This window comes from Campylobacter felis, from assembly GCF_030250085.1.
Taxonomy (GTDB): domain Bacteria; phylum Campylobacterota; class Campylobacteria; order Campylobacterales; family Campylobacteraceae; genus Campylobacter_D; species Campylobacter_D upsaliensis.
In genome coordinates, this window is record NZ_JANURX010000004.1 from 36,614 (window position 1) to 51,417 (window position 14,804).

A 14,804-nucleotide genomic window follows, 5' to 3' on the forward strand; every position below is an offset into this window, starting at 1 on the left:
GGGTAAAGTGATGAAGAAAAGTTTAGTTTTAATAACTTGCTTAGTAGCAACTTTAAGCGCTAAGGAAATTCGAATAGGTGTTGTTTTGCCATTAACGGGCGCAACGGCAGCTTATGGGCAAAGTGCTTTAGAGGGGATTAGATTGGCTAATTCTTTACAAACAACCTTACAAAATGGCGATAAGGTTAATCTTGTTGTAGTTGATACTAAGGGCGATAAATTAGAATCTTCAAGTGCAACCAATCGTCTTGTTTCGCAAGATAAAGTTTTTGGTTTAATAGGCGAAATGACAACGGCAAATACCTTGCAAGTGATGCGTGTAGCCGAGGATAACAAAATTCCTCTCATTGCTCCAGCAGCCACAGGAGATAGACTTTTGGATAAAAAAAGTTATTCTTCTAGAGTATGTTTTATGGATAGTTTTCAAGGTGCTTCTTTGGCAAAATATGCTTTTGAAAATTTAAATTATAAAAATGCCGTGTTAGTTTTAGATCAAAGCACAGATTATTCTTTGGGTTTGGCTAGGGCTTTTGAAAAAGAATTTAGTGCTAAGGGCGGTAAGGTTTTAAAAAGCTTGAGAGTTAATTCGGGCGATAAGGATTTTAAAGCTATCATTGCACAAATAAAAGGCTTAAAGCCAGAATTTATCTTTTTGCCACTTTATTATAGTGAAGCGTCTTTATTTGTGCGTCAGGCAAGAAATGCCGGCTTATCAACACCTATGGCTTCGGCTGATGGAGTGGCTGATCAAAGCTTTATAGAATTGGCAGGTGGTGCAAGTGAGGGTTATATCTTTACTGATAGTTTTGACTCTCATAATCCTACAACAAAGCTTAGCAAAGATTTCATTGCCAATTATGAAAAAACAAAAGGCACTAAAGAAGTGTCGAATTTCACGGCTATGGGTGCAGATGCTTATTTTGTGATGTTTAATGCCCTTAATGCTTGCGTGGATAATCTAACTCCAATTTGCGTTAATGAAAAAATTCATCAAACGACTAATTTTGAAGGAGTTTCTGGAATAATTAGTATTGATGAAACAGGAAATGCTACGCGTTCGGTTGTGCTTAAAGAGATTAAAAATCAAAAGCAAGTTTTTAAAGATATTATTAACCCTTAAGGGAAATTTGTAGATTATGGATTCGACTTTATTTTTGCAGCAGCTGGTTAATGGCTTTAGCCTCGGCAGTATGTATGCGCTCATTGCTGTGGGTTATACTATGGTCTATGGAGTTTTAAGACTGATTAATTTTGCCCATGGAGACATTATGATGGTGAGCGCGTATGCTGCACTTTTTTGCATTACTAGTCTTAATGTGCCTTTTTTGGGCGCACTTTCTTTGGCTATGATTTTTGCTATGGTTGTGGGGATAGCTACGGATAAGATAGCTTATAAACCTTTGCGAAAAGCTCCTAGAATTTCTTTGCTTATTACAGCTATAGGCATTAGCTTTTTCTTGCAAAATCTTTTCAATATGCTTTTTACCTCCACTCCAAAGGCTTTTTTACCGCCGGCTTATTTTGAAGAATTGATTAATATGGGTGGAGTAAGCGTTATTTTTGGTAGTTTGCTTGTGCCTTTGATTACTTTTATTATCGTTGTGATTGTGCTTTTGATTTTATATAAAAGCAAATATGGTATCGCAATTCGTGCTTTAGCTTTTGATGTGCAAACTGTGAATTTAATGGGAATTGACGCAAATCGTATCATTGCTATGGTTTTTGCATTAGGTTCTGCTTTGGCGGCTGTGGGAGGAGTGTTTTGGGCAAGTATGTATTATTCTATTACCCCGACTATGGGCACACTCATAGGACTTAAAGCCTTTGCAGCAGCTGTTTTGGGAGGTATAGGCTCTGTGGTTGGGGCTGTGATAGGGGGATTGATTATAGGATTAACAGAAGTTATTGCTGTGGCATTTTTCCCTGAGCTTTCTGGCTTTAAAGATGCCTTTGCTTTTATATTTTTAGTTTTTATTTTATTATTTAAGCCTACTGGAATTTTAGGCATTAATTTTGAAAAAAGTAGGTTTTGATGATGAGTAGAGTAAAAATTTCGCATTTGATATTTTTATTTTTAGCACTTGCTTTCATCTTTATTTCGCCTAAGATTTTTAGCGATTATGGTATGAGCATAGTTAATCAAATCGCCATTTTTATCATCTTAGCTGTAAGTTATAATTTAATTAATGGCGTTACGGGACAATTTTCTTTAGAGCCAAATGGCTTTGTGGCTGTGGGTGCTTATGTCGCAGCTTTGGTGCTTTTAAGCACGGAGGCGAAGGAGGAGCAATTTTTTTATGATGGGATCAATCCTTTCATTTTAGCCCTACACTCTCCAAGCTTTATTGTGGCTTTACTTGCGGCTGGTTTGTGTGCTTGTTTGCTTTCTTTTATCCTTTCTTTTGCGGTTTTTCGTGTGAGAGGAGATTATTTAGCTATTGTAACGCTAGGATTTGGCATTATTATCAAGCTTTTAGCCCTTAGTTTTCCTACTTTTACAAATGGCTCAAGAGGAATTAATGAAATTCCAGCTTATTCTAATATTTATTGGACAGGTGGCATAGCCATTATCGCTGTTATGTTAATTTTAAACATAGTCTATTCCAAATATGGACGCGCGATGAAAGCCATAAGAGATGATGAGGACGCGGCAAGTGCTATGGGGATTAATACCTTTTGGATTAAGACTCTTGCTTTTGGCACTTCGGCATTTTTAGAGGGCGTTGGAGGAGGGCTTTTGGCTTGTCTTTTAACGACAGTTTCGCCAGAGCAATTTGACTTTTTATTAACCTTTCAACTTCTCATCATTATCGTTTTGGGAGGACTTGGTTCGACTACTGGGGCGATTTTAGGCTCTGTTTTGATTATAGGCGGAGCAGAATGGCTAAGATTTTTAGATGAATTTAAAATTCAAATGAATCTTTTTGGAGCAGAAATTCAAACCGGACATGGACTTAGAATGGTCGTTTTTTCTCTTATACTTATACTTGTTATGCTTTTTGCTAGAAGGGGCATTATGGGCGATAAGGAATTGGTAGAAATTTTCAAAGCCTTTCAAAAGCGTTTTAGGGGGAGTGAAAAATGATTTTGGAATTAAAAAAAATTTCTAAAAGTTTTGGCGGAGTAAAGGCGATTAATGAAACCTCTTTTAGTGTGAGTGAGGGTGAAATTTTCGCTCTCATTGGTCCAAATGGTGCGGGTAAGACGACGCTTTTTAATATTATTACAGGAAATTATAAGCCAACAAGCGGAGAGGTTTTATTTAAAGGGCAAAGAATTGATACGCTTAAGCCTCATAAAATTGTGCATTGTGGTATAGCTAGAACTTTTCAAAACATTAGACTTTTTTCTAGTATGAATGTGCTTGAAAATGTATTGATAGGTTTTAATAATCAAATGAAATATAGCATTTTAGAAGCTTTTTTGCATTTAGGGCGTTTTTCTAGAGTGGAGAGCGAATTTAAAGATAGAGCCTATACGCTTTTAAAAGAGCTTGAGCTTGACAATGTGGCTTATCATAAGGCGACAAGTTTGAGTTATGGACAGCAAAGAAAGGTCGAGATTGCAAGAGCTATGGCGACAAATCCTAGCCTTCTTTTGCTCGATGAGCCAGCTGCTGGAATGAATGGTGCAGAAAGTGGGGCTTTAGCAGATCTTATTTTTAAATTAAGAAAAGATTATAAAATGGGTATTTTGCTGATAGAGCATGATATGAAATTTGTCAATAAACTTTGTGATAGGGTTTTGGTTTTAGATTATGGAAAAACGATATTTGAAGGTAAATTAAGCGATGCGATTAATCATAAAGAGGTTATAGCGGCTTATTTGGGGGATTTTGATGCTGATTGTTAAAAATTTACATGTTTATTATGGTTTGATTGAGGCTTTAAAGGGGATTAGTTTTGAAGTTAAGACAGGGCAAATTGTCTCACTCATAGGTTCAAATGGAGCGGGTAAAACTTCGACTTTAAATGCCTTATTAAATTCTGTCAAAAGAACAGGAGAAATTAATTTTTTAGGTTATGAAACAAAGAGACATTTAACGCATACTTTAGTGCAAAAAGGCATAGCTTTAGTTCCTGAGGGGCGTAGAGTTTTTATCAATTTAACCGTTGAAGAAAATCTAAAAATAGGTGCTTATAATAATAGTGAAAATTACGAGCATTTAAGAGAGCAAATGTATAAACTCTTCCCACGCCTTGTAAGTAAAAAGCACACTTTGGCTGGGAATTTAAGCGGAGGCGAGGCACAGATGTTAGCCATTTCTAGGGCTTTAATGAGTGAGCCTAAGCTTTTAATGCTTGATGAGCCATCTTTGGGGCTTGCACCAAAGATTGTGGGCGAGGTTTTTGATATTATTGTGCGTTTAAAGGAGGAGGGCATTACCATACTTTTGGTCGAGCAAAATGCCTTTTCAGCTCTTAAGATAAGCGACTATGCTTATGTTTTAGAAAATGGACATATAGTAATGCAAGATGAGGCACAAAATTTGATTCATAATGATGATATTAAAAAGAAATATTTGGGATTATAAATGAAGAATTTCTTAAAAAGCGTGGGAGATTTGCGAATTTCCATTGCTTTATTTTTGCTTTTTGCACTTTTTTGCGCTTTGGCAACCTTTATCGAAAGTGCTTATGGGACGCCTACTGCTTGGGCTATGATTTATGGCACTGCTTGGTTTGGTTATATTCAACTTTTACTTGGCATTAATTTGCTTTGTGCAATGTTTGCCTATAAGATGTTTAGACTTAAAAAACTACCATTAATGATTTTTCATTTTTCTTTTTTATTCATTCTTTTGGGTAGTGCGATGACGCGATATGGTGGCTTTGAAGGTATGCTCCATATAAGAGAAAAGGATGAAAATTCTATTATGCAAAGTGCAAAAAGCATTATACGCTTTTCAGCAGTGGAAAATGGTGCGATTTATAGTAGTGTCAATACCGAACACATAGGCGTTTTACCCTTTGTAAATTCTTTTAATATGCAGCTTAATATGAGTGAAAAGGCGAATTTGATTTATAAAGATCTGCTTTTAGATGCCAATTATGTCTTTGAGGAAAATAATGCTTCTTCTCCCTTACTTGTCCTAATGCTTTCTTCGCAGGGTATGCAAGGAAGTGAGATTGTTTTTAAAAAGGGAGAGATTAAAAATTTAGGTGGAGTTCATTTTGCTTTCTTAAATGATGCAGTTCAAGCACCTTTTGTCAAAATTGATGAAAATTTAGAGCTTAGTTCTAGTGAAGATTTGAAATTTTTGAATATGGGCGATGGCACAAGTGCTATTTTAAAAGCAAAAACTAAGGAAAGTGTGAAAGAAAGAAGACTCTATGAATTAAATGATGTTAATTTTGTAGTTAAATTTGCTTCTTTGAGTGCAAAGGAGAGCATTGGGGGAGTTAATAGGGAGCAAGATTCTAGCTTTTGGGCGTGGTTTAAGAGTGCTTGGCTAGAAGTGGGACGCACCTTTTTAGTCTCTTCTTTTGGTGAGCCACAAACTTGGAAGACTTCTTGGCTTTTGGGATTGAAAGATTTTGCGATGAGTAAGGACTATCAGGCGCTTAAATTAACGGGACGCAATGCTTTAAAACTTGAGCTAAATTATAAGGGACAAAATAAAGAAGTTGTAGTGTTTGAGTATGATAATCCCATATCCGTAGAACTTGCTGGGCGTAAATTTTTTATCTCTTGGACTTATAGTTATGAAGAGCTTCCCTTTACGCTTTATCTTAAAGACTTCGTAATGGATCGCTATCCAGGGTCAAATTCTCCAGCATCTTATGCGAGTGAAGTGATTGTGAAAGATAAAGATAGGGAATTTGATTATAGGATTTTTATGAATAATGTTTTAGATTATAAAGGCTACCGCTTTTATCAAAGCTCATATGATCAAGATGAGCTAGGCACTATCCTTTCAGTCAATCAGGACCCAGGCAAAATTCCTACTTATATAGGTTATTTTTTGCTTTCTTTTGGTATGTTTTTAAATTTGCTTAATCCACATTCAAGATTTAGAACTCTAGCCAAGCTCATTAACAAAGAAGCTATGAAAAATTCTGCCGCCTTTCTTTTGGTTTTCTTTTTTTGTTTTGGAGCGAGTAAGGCTCTAGCACAAAATAATTTGCCTGTCATAGATAAGGAGCATGCTAAAACGCTTAATTTTTTAGTGGTGCAAAAATTTGATGGAAGAATGAGTCCTTTTGATACTTTAGCAAAAGAGGTTTTAGAAAAAATTCGAAAAAGTGATCGCTATCAAAATCAAGAAGCAAGTGCCGTTGTGCTTTCTATGATGATGAATCCTAACGAGTGGCAAAAAGAACCCTTTATCATTATGCCTAAAAATGAAGCTGTAAGAGATGAAATCGCTAAAATTTTAGATATAAAAAGTGCTAAATATATAGCTTATAAGGATTTTTTCACTAAGGATGGACTTTATAAGCTTCAACGCTATGTTGAAAATGCTAATCGCAAAAATCCAAATGCTAGAGGTGTTTTTGATAAAGAAATCATCGCTTTAGATGAAAGGGCAAATGTTGTTAATTATGTTTTTGGTGGAGTTTTGTTTAAGATTATCCCTAAGCAAAATGATGAAAATAATCTTTGGCTTCCGCCTTTTTCTGCCTTAAAAGACTTGCAGGGTAGGGAGCAAGAGCTTGTTTGGGCTTTGATTAAGAATTATTTTAGCTCTGTTGATGAGGCTTTGGTAAGTGGCGATTGGTCTAAGGCAAATGAGGGGTTAAATTTAATTAAGCAATATCAGCTTAAATTTGGCTCTAGCGTTATGCCAAATGAAAGAAAAATCGCTACGGAAATTTTCATTAATGAGGTGCAAATTTTTGTCAAGCTTATCCCCGTATATCTTTTGGCTGGCTTCTTACTTTTACTTTTAGTTTTAGCTAAAATGATTAATCATAAGCTTAAAATTAATTTTATTTTTAAACTTGTGTATTATTTAAATATTTTTGTTTTTGCGATACACACGGCAGGGCTTGGCATTAGAGCTTATTTAGCTGAGAGAGCTCCTTGGAGTAATGCTTATGAAAGTATGGTTTATATCGCTTGGGCTTTGGCACTTTCTGGCATATTTTTCTCAAAAAGAAGCCCCATTTCTCTTTCTTTGACATCTATTTTAGCGGGTATCGTATTGGCTGTGGCTCACTTAAATGAAATGAATCCGCAAATTACACCTCTAATGCCCGTTTTACACTCTTACTGGCTTAGTATCCATGTGTCCGTGATTACGGCGAGTTACGGATTTTTTGGCTTAAGTGCTTTGCTTGGAATTTTCACCTTAATTTTGATGTGTTTTCTTAAAAAAGATGGAAATTTACAAAGCGGACTTTTGCGAAATATCACAGAAGCGACTAGAATCAATGAAATGGCGATGATTTTGGGACTTTGTTTGCTTACGGTGGGAAATTTTTTGGGTGCTATTTGGGCTAATGAAAGTTGGGGGAGATATTGGAGCTGGGATAGTAAAGAAACTTGGTCGCTTGTAAGCATACTTGTTTATGCGGCAATTTTGCACCTTAGAATGATTCCTAAATATGCGAATCAGTTTATTTTTGCACTTTGGAGTATGTTTGCTTATTGGGTGATTATTATGACTTATTTCGGAGTCAATTATTTCTTGGTCGGTATGCACTCTTACGCTGCTGGTGAGGCAACGCAAATTCCAAATTATGTTTATTGGGGTTTTTGCTTAATGGTCATTTTGGGAATTTTAGCTTATAGAAAGCGAAAATTTATCAGTAGGCTTTAATGTCTCACATTACACTTATTGTTCTTTGTGCGGCTGGAGTGCTGCTTCTTATTTTTGCCTTGATAACCTTTTTGATTCTTGGTGGTAGAGAAAAAACTCCTAAAAAGATAGAAAAGGCGGTTGTTTTTAAGAAAAAATTTAGCACAGATTTAGAAGCGATGATTGTTAAGGCGGCGGATACTAGTCTAAGCGATAGCGAATTAAAGGAGCTTGCCACTCTTTTTATCGCTACACATAAATTGGGCTCTAAGACTTCTAAGGATTTAGACGAGGCGACTAAGAAAAAGCTTGAATTTGTTTCAAGCTTTGCTTCAAATGCTAATGCAAGTGCTACAAATGTAAGTTTTTTAAATAGAGAATTAAAAAAGCTCTCTAACTCCTATAAAAAGGAAATTGACGCCTATGAGCAAATGGGACTTGCTAAACGCAAGATTAAAGAGAGTTAAGCACCCTTTCTAGCATTAAATCTGCTCCATTTTTTTGCGTAACGCCTTGTAATTTTTGACTGATGTATTTTAAATTCATTGTAAAAATTGAATTTAAAAAAGTCATTTCGTTTTGGCATTGTTCTTGGGTAAAAATTTGACATAAAGCCCTATCTTGTAGAAATTTAGCATTAAAAAATTGATGATTTTTAGCGGCATAAGGATAAGGGATAAAAATAGTTGGTAAAGTATTTGCACAAAGCTCAAATAAGGTGCTAGCTCCAGCCCTTGAAATAGCCAAATCCGCCTCCTTCATTTTCGAGGCTAAATCATTATGAAAGGCAAATAAATCGACATTTATATTAAGCTCTTTATAAGCTTTTTCACAAAGCTCATAATCTTCCCTTCCGCATTGATGAATTATTTTTACTCCCTTTTCTTTAAGCATTGGTGCTAGTTTTATGGCAAGATTGTTGATAAATTTAGCACCTTGAGAGCCTCCTAGAAAAATGATTGTTTTTAATTCTTTTCTTTCTCTTGCAAGAGTGAAAAAATCTTCTCCCACAGGGTAGGGGATAACTTCTTTCTCAAAAGCACTAAAAAAGCTTTTAGAAAAAGGTTTAAGAAAGGAATTTAAACTTCCGCTTTTTGAATTTTGCTCGTGGATAAAAAGTGGAATTCTTGCAAAAATCGCTCCAAAAGAAGCAGGTGCAGCACTATATCCACCCACGCTAATGACAGCTTTTATACTATGTTCTTTAAAAATTTTTTGGCACTTAAAGGAAAGCTTTAAGATATGTTTTAAGGCTTTTAATTTTTTCGATTTGCTTTGATTAACCACTCCTGTTGAGCTTAGAAAATACTTAGTCTTAAAACGCTCTTCATTTGCAAACCACGCTTTATCTTGCCCATTTTCACTTCCTATATAAATGCAGTCTAAATTTTTTTTTACCGCACTTTCAAGTAGGCATTTAACGATATTTAAATGCCCTCCTGTGCCTCCACCTGTTAAAACTATCATAATTTAACCTTTTTTGAAATCATTAAAACATAGCCAAGCCCCACGCAAATCGCCCACATTGAGCTTCCGCCATAACTTAAAAGAGGCACGGCGACACCTTTTAGTGGGGTAAGTGAGATGATACCAAAAGCATTCATAAAAAATGAAAAAAGTAAAAGTAAAGCTATGCCAGAGCAAAAGATAAAATGCTCCTTTTTATCACATCGTCCAGCGATTCTAAAAATTCTTAGTATCATCCAAAGATAAAGAAAACAAATAAAAGCTAATCCTAAAAGCCCTATTTCTTCCGTAATGCCTGAAAGAACGAAGTCTGTATGCACTTCACTCAAAAAGCCTAGCTTAAAAATTCCAAGTCCCAAACCCTCTCCAAAAAAGCCTCCGTGTGCTATGGCATTAAGTGAGTGTGAAATTTGATAAGGTTCGCTATTTTCACTCACACGAATAGCTGAAGCAATCCACTCGGGAAGTAGAGGCAAAAAGGCGTCTTGTATATTACCCCACCAATTTGCAATGCGTTGAATTCTTCTTTGATTACTAAAAATGACGGCTATGCCTATCATCATCACAATTAAAATTCCAAAAGCAAAAAGCCTTTTGCTAGCACCAGCAAAAAAGGCAAGAGCAAGGATAAGAAAAAAGCTAATAACACTTTGACCTAAATCATTTTGCGTGATATAAATATAGCCTATGACTAGAGTCGCTACAATACAATAAGGCAAAAGTATAAGAATTTCGTGCTTAATCGCCTTTTTTTCATCATTAATACGCCTTGTGTAAGACCAAGCTAAAAAATAAATTAAACCGATTTTAAAAAATTCAACAGGGGAGATAGAAACAGGACCAAGCCTAATCCACCTTTTTGCACCTCCACTTTCAGTCGCCAAATTTGTCGGCAAAAAAGGCAAGATGATAATGGCAAAAAAGGAAAAGATAAGGATAGCAAGTATGATTTTATAGGAATTTGGATTATCTGGATTAAGTTTTGAGAGAAAAAACATCATTAAAATTCCACTAACGCCAAAAAAAAATTGGCGTATAAAAAAATGGAATTCATTATAATCAAAATATAAAATGGTAAAAGTGGTTAAAGAATAGGAAAAAATGATACCTATGGTGATTAAAACACAGCTTAAATAAAATAATTTTTTGTCCGCGACCATTACTTCCCTTATAAAATAACAAAGCTCCATTATAACACGAATTTTTAAACTTATTTTGCTAGAATTAGTAAATTTATTTGAGGGGTTTTGATGATTAAGATAAGAAAAATTCTCATTGCAAATCGTGCAGAAATAGCGGTGCGTGTGATTCGTGCTTGTAGAGATTTGTATATTAAAAGTGTGGCTGTTTTTACAGAGCCTGATAGAGAATGTTTACATGTGAAAATCGCTGATGAGGCTTATAGGATAGGCACGGATGCGATACGGGGGTATTTAGACATTGCTAGAATTATTGAAATTGCTAAGGCTTGTGGGGCGGATGCGATTCACCCAGGCTATGGCTTTTTGAGTGAAAATTATGAATTTGCTAAGGCTTGTGAAGAGGCTAATATCATTTTCATAGGTCCAAAATCTGAAGTGATTTATAAAATGGGTAATAAAAATATCGCTAGAAATTTAATGGCGAAAAATGGCATTCCTGTCGTGCCGGGGACAGAAAAATTAAATAATCTTTCTTTAGAAGAGCTTAAAGAACAGACTGAGAGGATAGGCTATCCCGTTATTTTAAAGGCTTCAGGAGGTGGCGGAGGTAGGGGAATTCGCGTGGTGCATCAAGAAGAAGAGCTTAAAAACGCTTTTGAATCTTGCAAAAGAGAAGCTTTGGCGTATTTTAATAATGATGAAGTTTTTATGGAAAAGTATATTGTCAATCCGCGTCATATTGAATTCCAAGTTTTGGGCGATAATTATGGCAATATTATCCACCTTTGCGAAAGAGACTGCTCGATACAAAGAAGACATCAAAAGGTTGTGGAGATTGCACCTTGTCCGGGGATATCTGAAAATTTGCGTAAAACTATGGGAGTTACTGCTGTGGCGGCGGCTAAGGCTGTGGGTTATACAAATGCTGGGACGATTGAGTTTTTGCTAGATGATTATAATCAGTTCTATTTTATGGAGATGAATACAAGAATTCAGGTTGAGCATCCTGTAACGGAAGAAGTTACGGGCGTGGATTTAATCGTGCGTCAAATTCGCATTGCCGATGGGGAAATTTTGGATTTGGAGCAAAGCGATATTAAGCCAAGAGGTTTTGCCATAGAGGTGAGAATCACAGCTGAAAATGTGTGGAAAAATTTTATCCCAAGTCCGGGTAAAATAGGCGAGTATTACCCAGCCTTAGGACCATCTGTGAGGGTGGATAGTCATATTTATAAAGATTATGTTGTGCCGCCTTTTTATGATTCTATGCTTGCAAAGTTGATTATTAAAGCGACCAGCTATGATTTGGCTGTAAATAAGCTTGAGCGTGCTTTGAAGGAATTTGTGATTGATGGGATAAGAACGACCATACCTTTTTTAATCGCCATTACCAAAACGCGTGAATTTAGAAGAGGGTATTTTGATACTTCTTTTATAGAAACGCATTTAGATGAACTTTTGGCAAATACTGAGGATAGACAGCAAGAAAACAAAGAAGAGGTTGTGGCTGCCATAGCGGCGACTTTAAAGAAGATTAGAGAAAGTAGGAAATGATGGATTTTTTAGAAAGTCTTAAAGATATCAAAAAGCAAATGCAAGAGCAAAAAAGCGTGAAAAATAAAATGCAAAAAGGTGGAGTTAGTCTTAAAAATAGCGAATTAGAAAGTATGGCTAAAGAAAAAAGCGAAGAAGAGGAATTAAGGGCTATTTTTCTAAAAGAAGAAAAGCTTTGCGATGAGTTTGATAAGTGGTTTAAAAACGCCGATATTAAGAAAATTTAATGCGAGAAATAGGCTTTTGCACTTTAGAGGAAACTTGCCCCTATCTTAAAGATAGAAAGATAAAAACGGAGTATAAATTTATAGAGCATTGTCCAAAGTCCTTAAATGAAGAGCTTGTTTATAGGGGGTGGAGGCGTTTTGGTTGCTATTTTTCGCGTCCTATTTGCGAGGGGTGTGAAGAATGCTTGAGTGTAAGAATTTTGGTAAATGATTTTAAATTTAGCAAGAGTCAAAGAAGAGTCATTCGTAAAAATCAAAATACAAAAATCGTTTTAAAAGCTCCGCAAATTAGCAATGAACACCTTTTTTTATATGATAAATACCACCGCTTTATGGAGAAAAAAAGGGCTTGGAAAAGATATGATTTAAATTTTCATAAATATTTTAATTTGTATGTTGATGGAGCTATGGACTTTGGTTATGAGCTTGATTTTTATATTGACGAAAAATTAGTTTGTGTGGATTTAATTGACATTTTTGACGGAGGAATTTCTAGCATTTATTGCTTTTATGATCCTAATTATAAGGAATTTTCTTTGGGAAAATTTTCTTTATTAAGTGAAATAAAACTTGCAAAAAAAAGAAATTTAAAATACATTTATTTAGGATATTTTGTAAAAAAGTGTCAATCTTTATCTTACAAAGCCGATTATACACCTAGAGAAATTTTAAGAGGCACGAGTATGCCTTGTGAAAAATTGCCTTTATGGGAGTATGATGATGCAAGTGGTGCAGACTTTAGAGACGATTAATGTAAATACGGACGATATTTCCATTTTTTATTATTTTAAAGATTTGATTACAAAAAATTTTACTAAGGTTATAGGAAGGAAAAATAAAATTTTTTCTTTTTTTGAGGAAAATGAAATTCCTCAAAGACGCTATTTTTTAAAGCTTCTTGATCAAAAATATCGCAAAAGTCATAATGAGAGCATAGATTTAAAAGATGCACATTTTAAGACTTTTAGGTTAAATTTCGAGCAGAGAAATACTTTAAGACCTATGCTTCATATAAAAGTTAGTTTTTGTGGGAAAAGCATTTTAATGCAATTTAACTCTAAGGAAAAACTTTTTATCACTTATATGAAAAATTATTTTAAACAATATTTTAAAGAATATGATGAATCCCTACACATTGTGAGTTTAGAATATCAAAATGAAAACACTTTGGAGCTTTTTGAAGCTTTTGCTGATGAGAGTGAGCATTTAAAATATTGTGTTGATTTTAACATCGACAAAGAAGAATATAAAAATTTTCGTCAAAATATCCACAAGGCTGAAAATATGAAGTGGAAATTTAACGCCTTAGCTAAACTTTTTAATAATTATTTTTCCACATTAGAATGCACCCCACAAAACGATTTAAGTGAAATTCGTCAAAAATATCTTGTGTTGGTGAAGCTTTATCATCCTGACTTTCAGCAAAATAAAAGTGCGATAGAAAGGGCGTATTGTAGAGAGCAGTTTGAAAAAATTCAAATTGCTTATGATAATCTTAAGGCTTTATATAAAAATAATACTTGATAAGAGATTGATGAGTTAGTTCATCAATCCATTTGCCTACGATACCAAGTAGGAGTTTCCAACTGATTCATTATTTCCTCATCGTAACCACCGCTGACTTTTTTAAGATTTAGATAAGGATTCTTTTTAGGAGCGTTTTTGTTGTGTGTTTTTTCATTTTCTTGAGTTTTATCTTCAAAGCCTGTTGCGATAATGGTAACTTCCACTCTATCTTCCATAGTATCATCAGTCGTTGTACCAAAGATGATTTTAGCATTTTCATCAACCACTTCTTGTATGCTGTTTGCAGCAGCTGAAATTTCAAATAAAGAGCAATTTGAGCTTGTTTTAAAATGCAAAATAACACCTTTAGCACCCTTAATATCCATACCATCAAGTAACGGAGACTCCATAGCATTACTAAGAGCTTCTTCTATGGCATTTTCACCACTTGCACTTCCCACGCCCATTAATGCCAAGCCTCTATGCCCCATAATGGTTCTTACATCGGCAAAATCCACATTAATATCGCCATTATCTAAAAGTATAGATGTCATACCCTTGACAGCACGCGCTAAAATGTCATCGACAAGTTTAAAAGCGTCTTTAATGCCTGCTTTTTTATCAATAATGCTAAGGAGTTTTTCATTTTGAATAACAAGGATAGAATCGCTTTCTTTTTTGAGTTCCAAGAGTCCTGCCTCGGCTAGTTTTTTTCTTTGCTTACCCTCGAAAGTGAAAGGCATAGTTACAACAGAAACCGTCAAAGCGCCTATTTCCTTGGCTGCTTGTGCGATGACAGGAGTTGCACCCGTGCCTGTACCTCCGCCAAAACCTGAAGCGATGAAAACGATATCGCTTTGACTTAAAGAAGCTTTGACCTCCTCAAAGCTTTCTCTGGCACTTTCTGCACCTACTTCGGGTAACATTCCAGCACCTAAACCTTTCGTTTTTTTCTCGCCTAATTGAATTTTTGTTTTAGCTAAAGAATTAGAAATCGCTTGTGCGTCAGTGTTGGCTACGATAAGATCTAAATCATTAAGTCCCATTTTTACCATATGATTAATCATATTACCGCCACCGCCACCACAGCCTATGACTTTGATTTTTGCACCTTTATTGTGCTGTGCTTCTTCGACAGAAAATTCGCTCATATCCACTCCTACT

At 35.2% G+C, this 14,804-nt stretch carries 14 protein-coding genes; 11 read left to right on the forward strand and 3 right to left on the reverse strand.

The genetic code is table 11. From position 1 onward, the window contains the following. Nucleotides 1-10: 10 nt before the first annotated feature. Genes NYG92_RS03330 through NYG92_RS03360 form a run of 7 tightly spaced genes read left to right on the forward strand, consistent with a single transcriptional unit; the run spans nt 11 to nt 8,211 of the window. Entirely contained in the window at nt 11-1,120 is a 1,110-nt protein-coding gene (locus NYG92_RS03330; RefSeq protein ID WP_289233525.1) for an ABC transporter substrate-binding protein, read from the forward strand. Between the two features lie 16 nt (nt 1,121-1,136). Then, complete coding sequence (locus tag NYG92_RS03335) at nt 1,137-2,033, forward strand: branched-chain amino acid ABC transporter permease (RefSeq protein ID WP_270977066.1); 897 nt, start codon at nt 1,137-1,139, stop codon at nt 2,031-2,033. After that, complete coding sequence (locus NYG92_RS03340; RefSeq protein WP_270977064.1) at nt 2,033-3,085, forward strand: branched-chain amino acid ABC transporter permease; 1,053 nt, start codon at nt 2,033-2,035, stop codon at nt 3,083-3,085. Before NYG92_RS03335 ends, NYG92_RS03340 begins: the two co-directional genes overlap by 1 nt. Further along, nucleotides 3,082-3,852: an ABC transporter ATP-binding protein gene (locus NYG92_RS03345; RefSeq protein WP_027304089.1), complete on the forward strand. Its 771-nt coding sequence runs from the start codon at nt 3,082-3,084 to the stop codon at nt 3,850-3,852. The genes NYG92_RS03340 and NYG92_RS03345 overlap by 4 nt, the downstream gene beginning before the upstream one ends. Beyond that, a complete protein-coding gene (locus tag NYG92_RS03350; RefSeq protein WP_004274904.1) occupies nt 3,839-4,534 on the forward strand; it encodes an ABC transporter ATP-binding protein in 696 nt (231 codons plus the stop codon). The genes NYG92_RS03345 and NYG92_RS03350 overlap by 14 nt, the downstream gene beginning before the upstream one ends. Next, nucleotides 4,535-7,765 (forward strand): cytochrome c biogenesis protein, encoded by a 3,231-nt coding sequence (locus NYG92_RS03355; RefSeq protein ID WP_289233526.1) that lies wholly within the window; start codon nt 4,535-4,537, stop codon nt 7,763-7,765. Next, complete coding sequence (locus NYG92_RS03360) at nt 7,765-8,211, forward strand: hypothetical protein (protein ID WP_115632602.1); 447 nt, start codon at nt 7,765-7,767, stop codon at nt 8,209-8,211. Before NYG92_RS03355 ends, NYG92_RS03360 begins: the two co-directional genes overlap by 1 nt. On the opposite strand, the gene murG is transcribed toward NYG92_RS03360, so the two are convergent. Continuing rightward, complete coding sequence (gene murG, locus NYG92_RS03365) at nt 8,198-9,214, reverse strand: undecaprenyldiphospho-muramoylpentapeptide beta-N-acetylglucosaminyltransferase (RefSeq protein ID WP_257421580.1); 1,017 nt, start codon at nt 9,212-9,214, stop codon at nt 8,198-8,200. The two genes, NYG92_RS03360 and murG, sit on opposite strands and share 14 nt — an antisense overlap. Continuing rightward, nucleotides 9,208-10,371, reverse strand: coding sequence for a putative lipid II flippase FtsW (gene ftsW, locus NYG92_RS03370; protein ID WP_270977060.1), 1,164 nt, complete (start codon nt 10,369-10,371; stop codon nt 9,208-9,210). The genes murG and ftsW overlap by 7 nt, the downstream gene beginning before the upstream one ends. A 90-nt stretch (nt 10,372-10,461) precedes the next feature. Between ftsW and NYG92_RS03375 the strand changes: the two genes are divergently transcribed. The 4 genes from NYG92_RS03375 to NYG92_RS03390 are packed head-to-tail and all read left to right on the forward strand — an operon-like array spanning nt 10,462 to nt 13,658. Continuing rightward, nucleotides 10,462-11,907: an acetyl-CoA carboxylase subunit A gene (locus NYG92_RS03375; protein ID WP_289233527.1), complete on the forward strand. Its 1,446-nt coding sequence runs from the start codon at nt 10,462-10,464 to the stop codon at nt 11,905-11,907. Beyond that, nucleotides 11,907-12,134, forward strand: a complete 228-nt coding sequence (locus tag NYG92_RS03380; RefSeq protein ID WP_027304095.1) for a hypothetical protein — start codon at nt 11,907-11,909, stop codon at nt 12,132-12,134. Before NYG92_RS03375 ends, NYG92_RS03380 begins: the two co-directional genes overlap by 1 nt. Further along, complete coding sequence (locus NYG92_RS03385; protein ID WP_270965989.1) at nt 12,134-12,886, forward strand: arginyltransferase; 753 nt, start codon at nt 12,134-12,136, stop codon at nt 12,884-12,886. The genes NYG92_RS03380 and NYG92_RS03385 overlap by 1 nt, the downstream gene beginning before the upstream one ends. Further along, nucleotides 12,855-13,658 carry an adenylosuccinate lyase gene (locus NYG92_RS03390; protein WP_214145119.1) on the forward strand — a complete coding sequence of 268 codons (804 nt, stop codon included), beginning with the start codon at nt 12,855-12,857 and terminating at the stop codon, nt 13,656-13,658. Before NYG92_RS03385 ends, NYG92_RS03390 begins: the two co-directional genes overlap by 32 nt. A gap of 23 nt (nt 13,659-13,681) precedes the next feature. On the opposite strand, the gene ftsZ is transcribed toward NYG92_RS03390, so the two are convergent. Beyond that, nucleotides 13,682-14,791 carry a cell division protein FtsZ gene (ftsZ, locus tag NYG92_RS03395; RefSeq protein ID WP_289233528.1) on the reverse strand — a complete coding sequence of 370 codons (1,110 nt, stop codon included), beginning with the start codon at nt 14,789-14,791 and terminating at the stop codon, nt 13,682-13,684. Nucleotides 14,792-14,804: the final 13 nt, after the last annotated feature.

What these genes read in the sequence shown, in the direction of transcription:
- NYG92_RS03330 (WP_289233525.1), top strand. Translation starts at nt 11, where the DNA reads ATGAAGAAAAGTTTAGTTTTAATAACTTGCTTAGTAGCAACTTTAAGC.
- NYG92_RS03335 (WP_270977066.1), top strand. Translation starts at nt 1,137, where the DNA reads ATGGATTCGACTTTATTTTTGCAGCAGCTGGTTAATGGCTTTAGCCTC.
- NYG92_RS03340 (WP_270977064.1), top strand. Translation starts at nt 2,033, where the DNA reads ATGATGAGTAGAGTAAAAATTTCGCATTTGATATTTTTATTTTTAGCA.
- NYG92_RS03345 (WP_027304089.1), top strand. Translation starts at nt 3,082, where the DNA reads ATGATTTTGGAATTAAAAAAAATTTCTAAAAGTTTTGGCGGAGTAAAG.
- NYG92_RS03350 (WP_004274904.1), top strand. Translation starts at nt 3,839, where the DNA reads ATGCTGATTGTTAAAAATTTACATGTTTATTATGGTTTGATTGAGGCT.
- NYG92_RS03355 (WP_289233526.1), top strand. Translation starts at nt 4,535, where the DNA reads ATGAAGAATTTCTTAAAAAGCGTGGGAGATTTGCGAATTTCCATTGCT.
- NYG92_RS03360 (WP_115632602.1), top strand. Translation starts at nt 7,765, where the DNA reads ATGTCTCACATTACACTTATTGTTCTTTGTGCGGCTGGAGTGCTGCTT.
- ftsW (WP_270977060.1), bottom strand. Translation starts at nt 10,371, where the DNA reads ATGGTCGCGGACAAAAAATTATTTTATTTAAGCTGTGTTTTAATCACC.
- NYG92_RS03375 (WP_289233527.1), top strand. Translation starts at nt 10,462, where the DNA reads ATGATTAAGATAAGAAAAATTCTCATTGCAAATCGTGCAGAAATAGCG.
- NYG92_RS03380 (WP_027304095.1), top strand. Translation starts at nt 11,907, where the DNA reads ATGGATTTTTTAGAAAGTCTTAAAGATATCAAAAAGCAAATGCAAGAG.
- NYG92_RS03385 (WP_270965989.1), top strand. Translation starts at nt 12,134, where the DNA reads ATGCGAGAAATAGGCTTTTGCACTTTAGAGGAAACTTGCCCCTATCTT.
- NYG92_RS03390 (WP_214145119.1), top strand. Translation starts at nt 12,855, where the DNA reads ATGCAAGTGGTGCAGACTTTAGAGACGATTAATGTAAATACGGACGAT.
- ftsZ (WP_289233528.1), bottom strand. Translation starts at nt 14,791, where the DNA reads ATGAGCGAATTTTCTGTCGAAGAAGCACAGCACAATAAAGGTGCAAAA.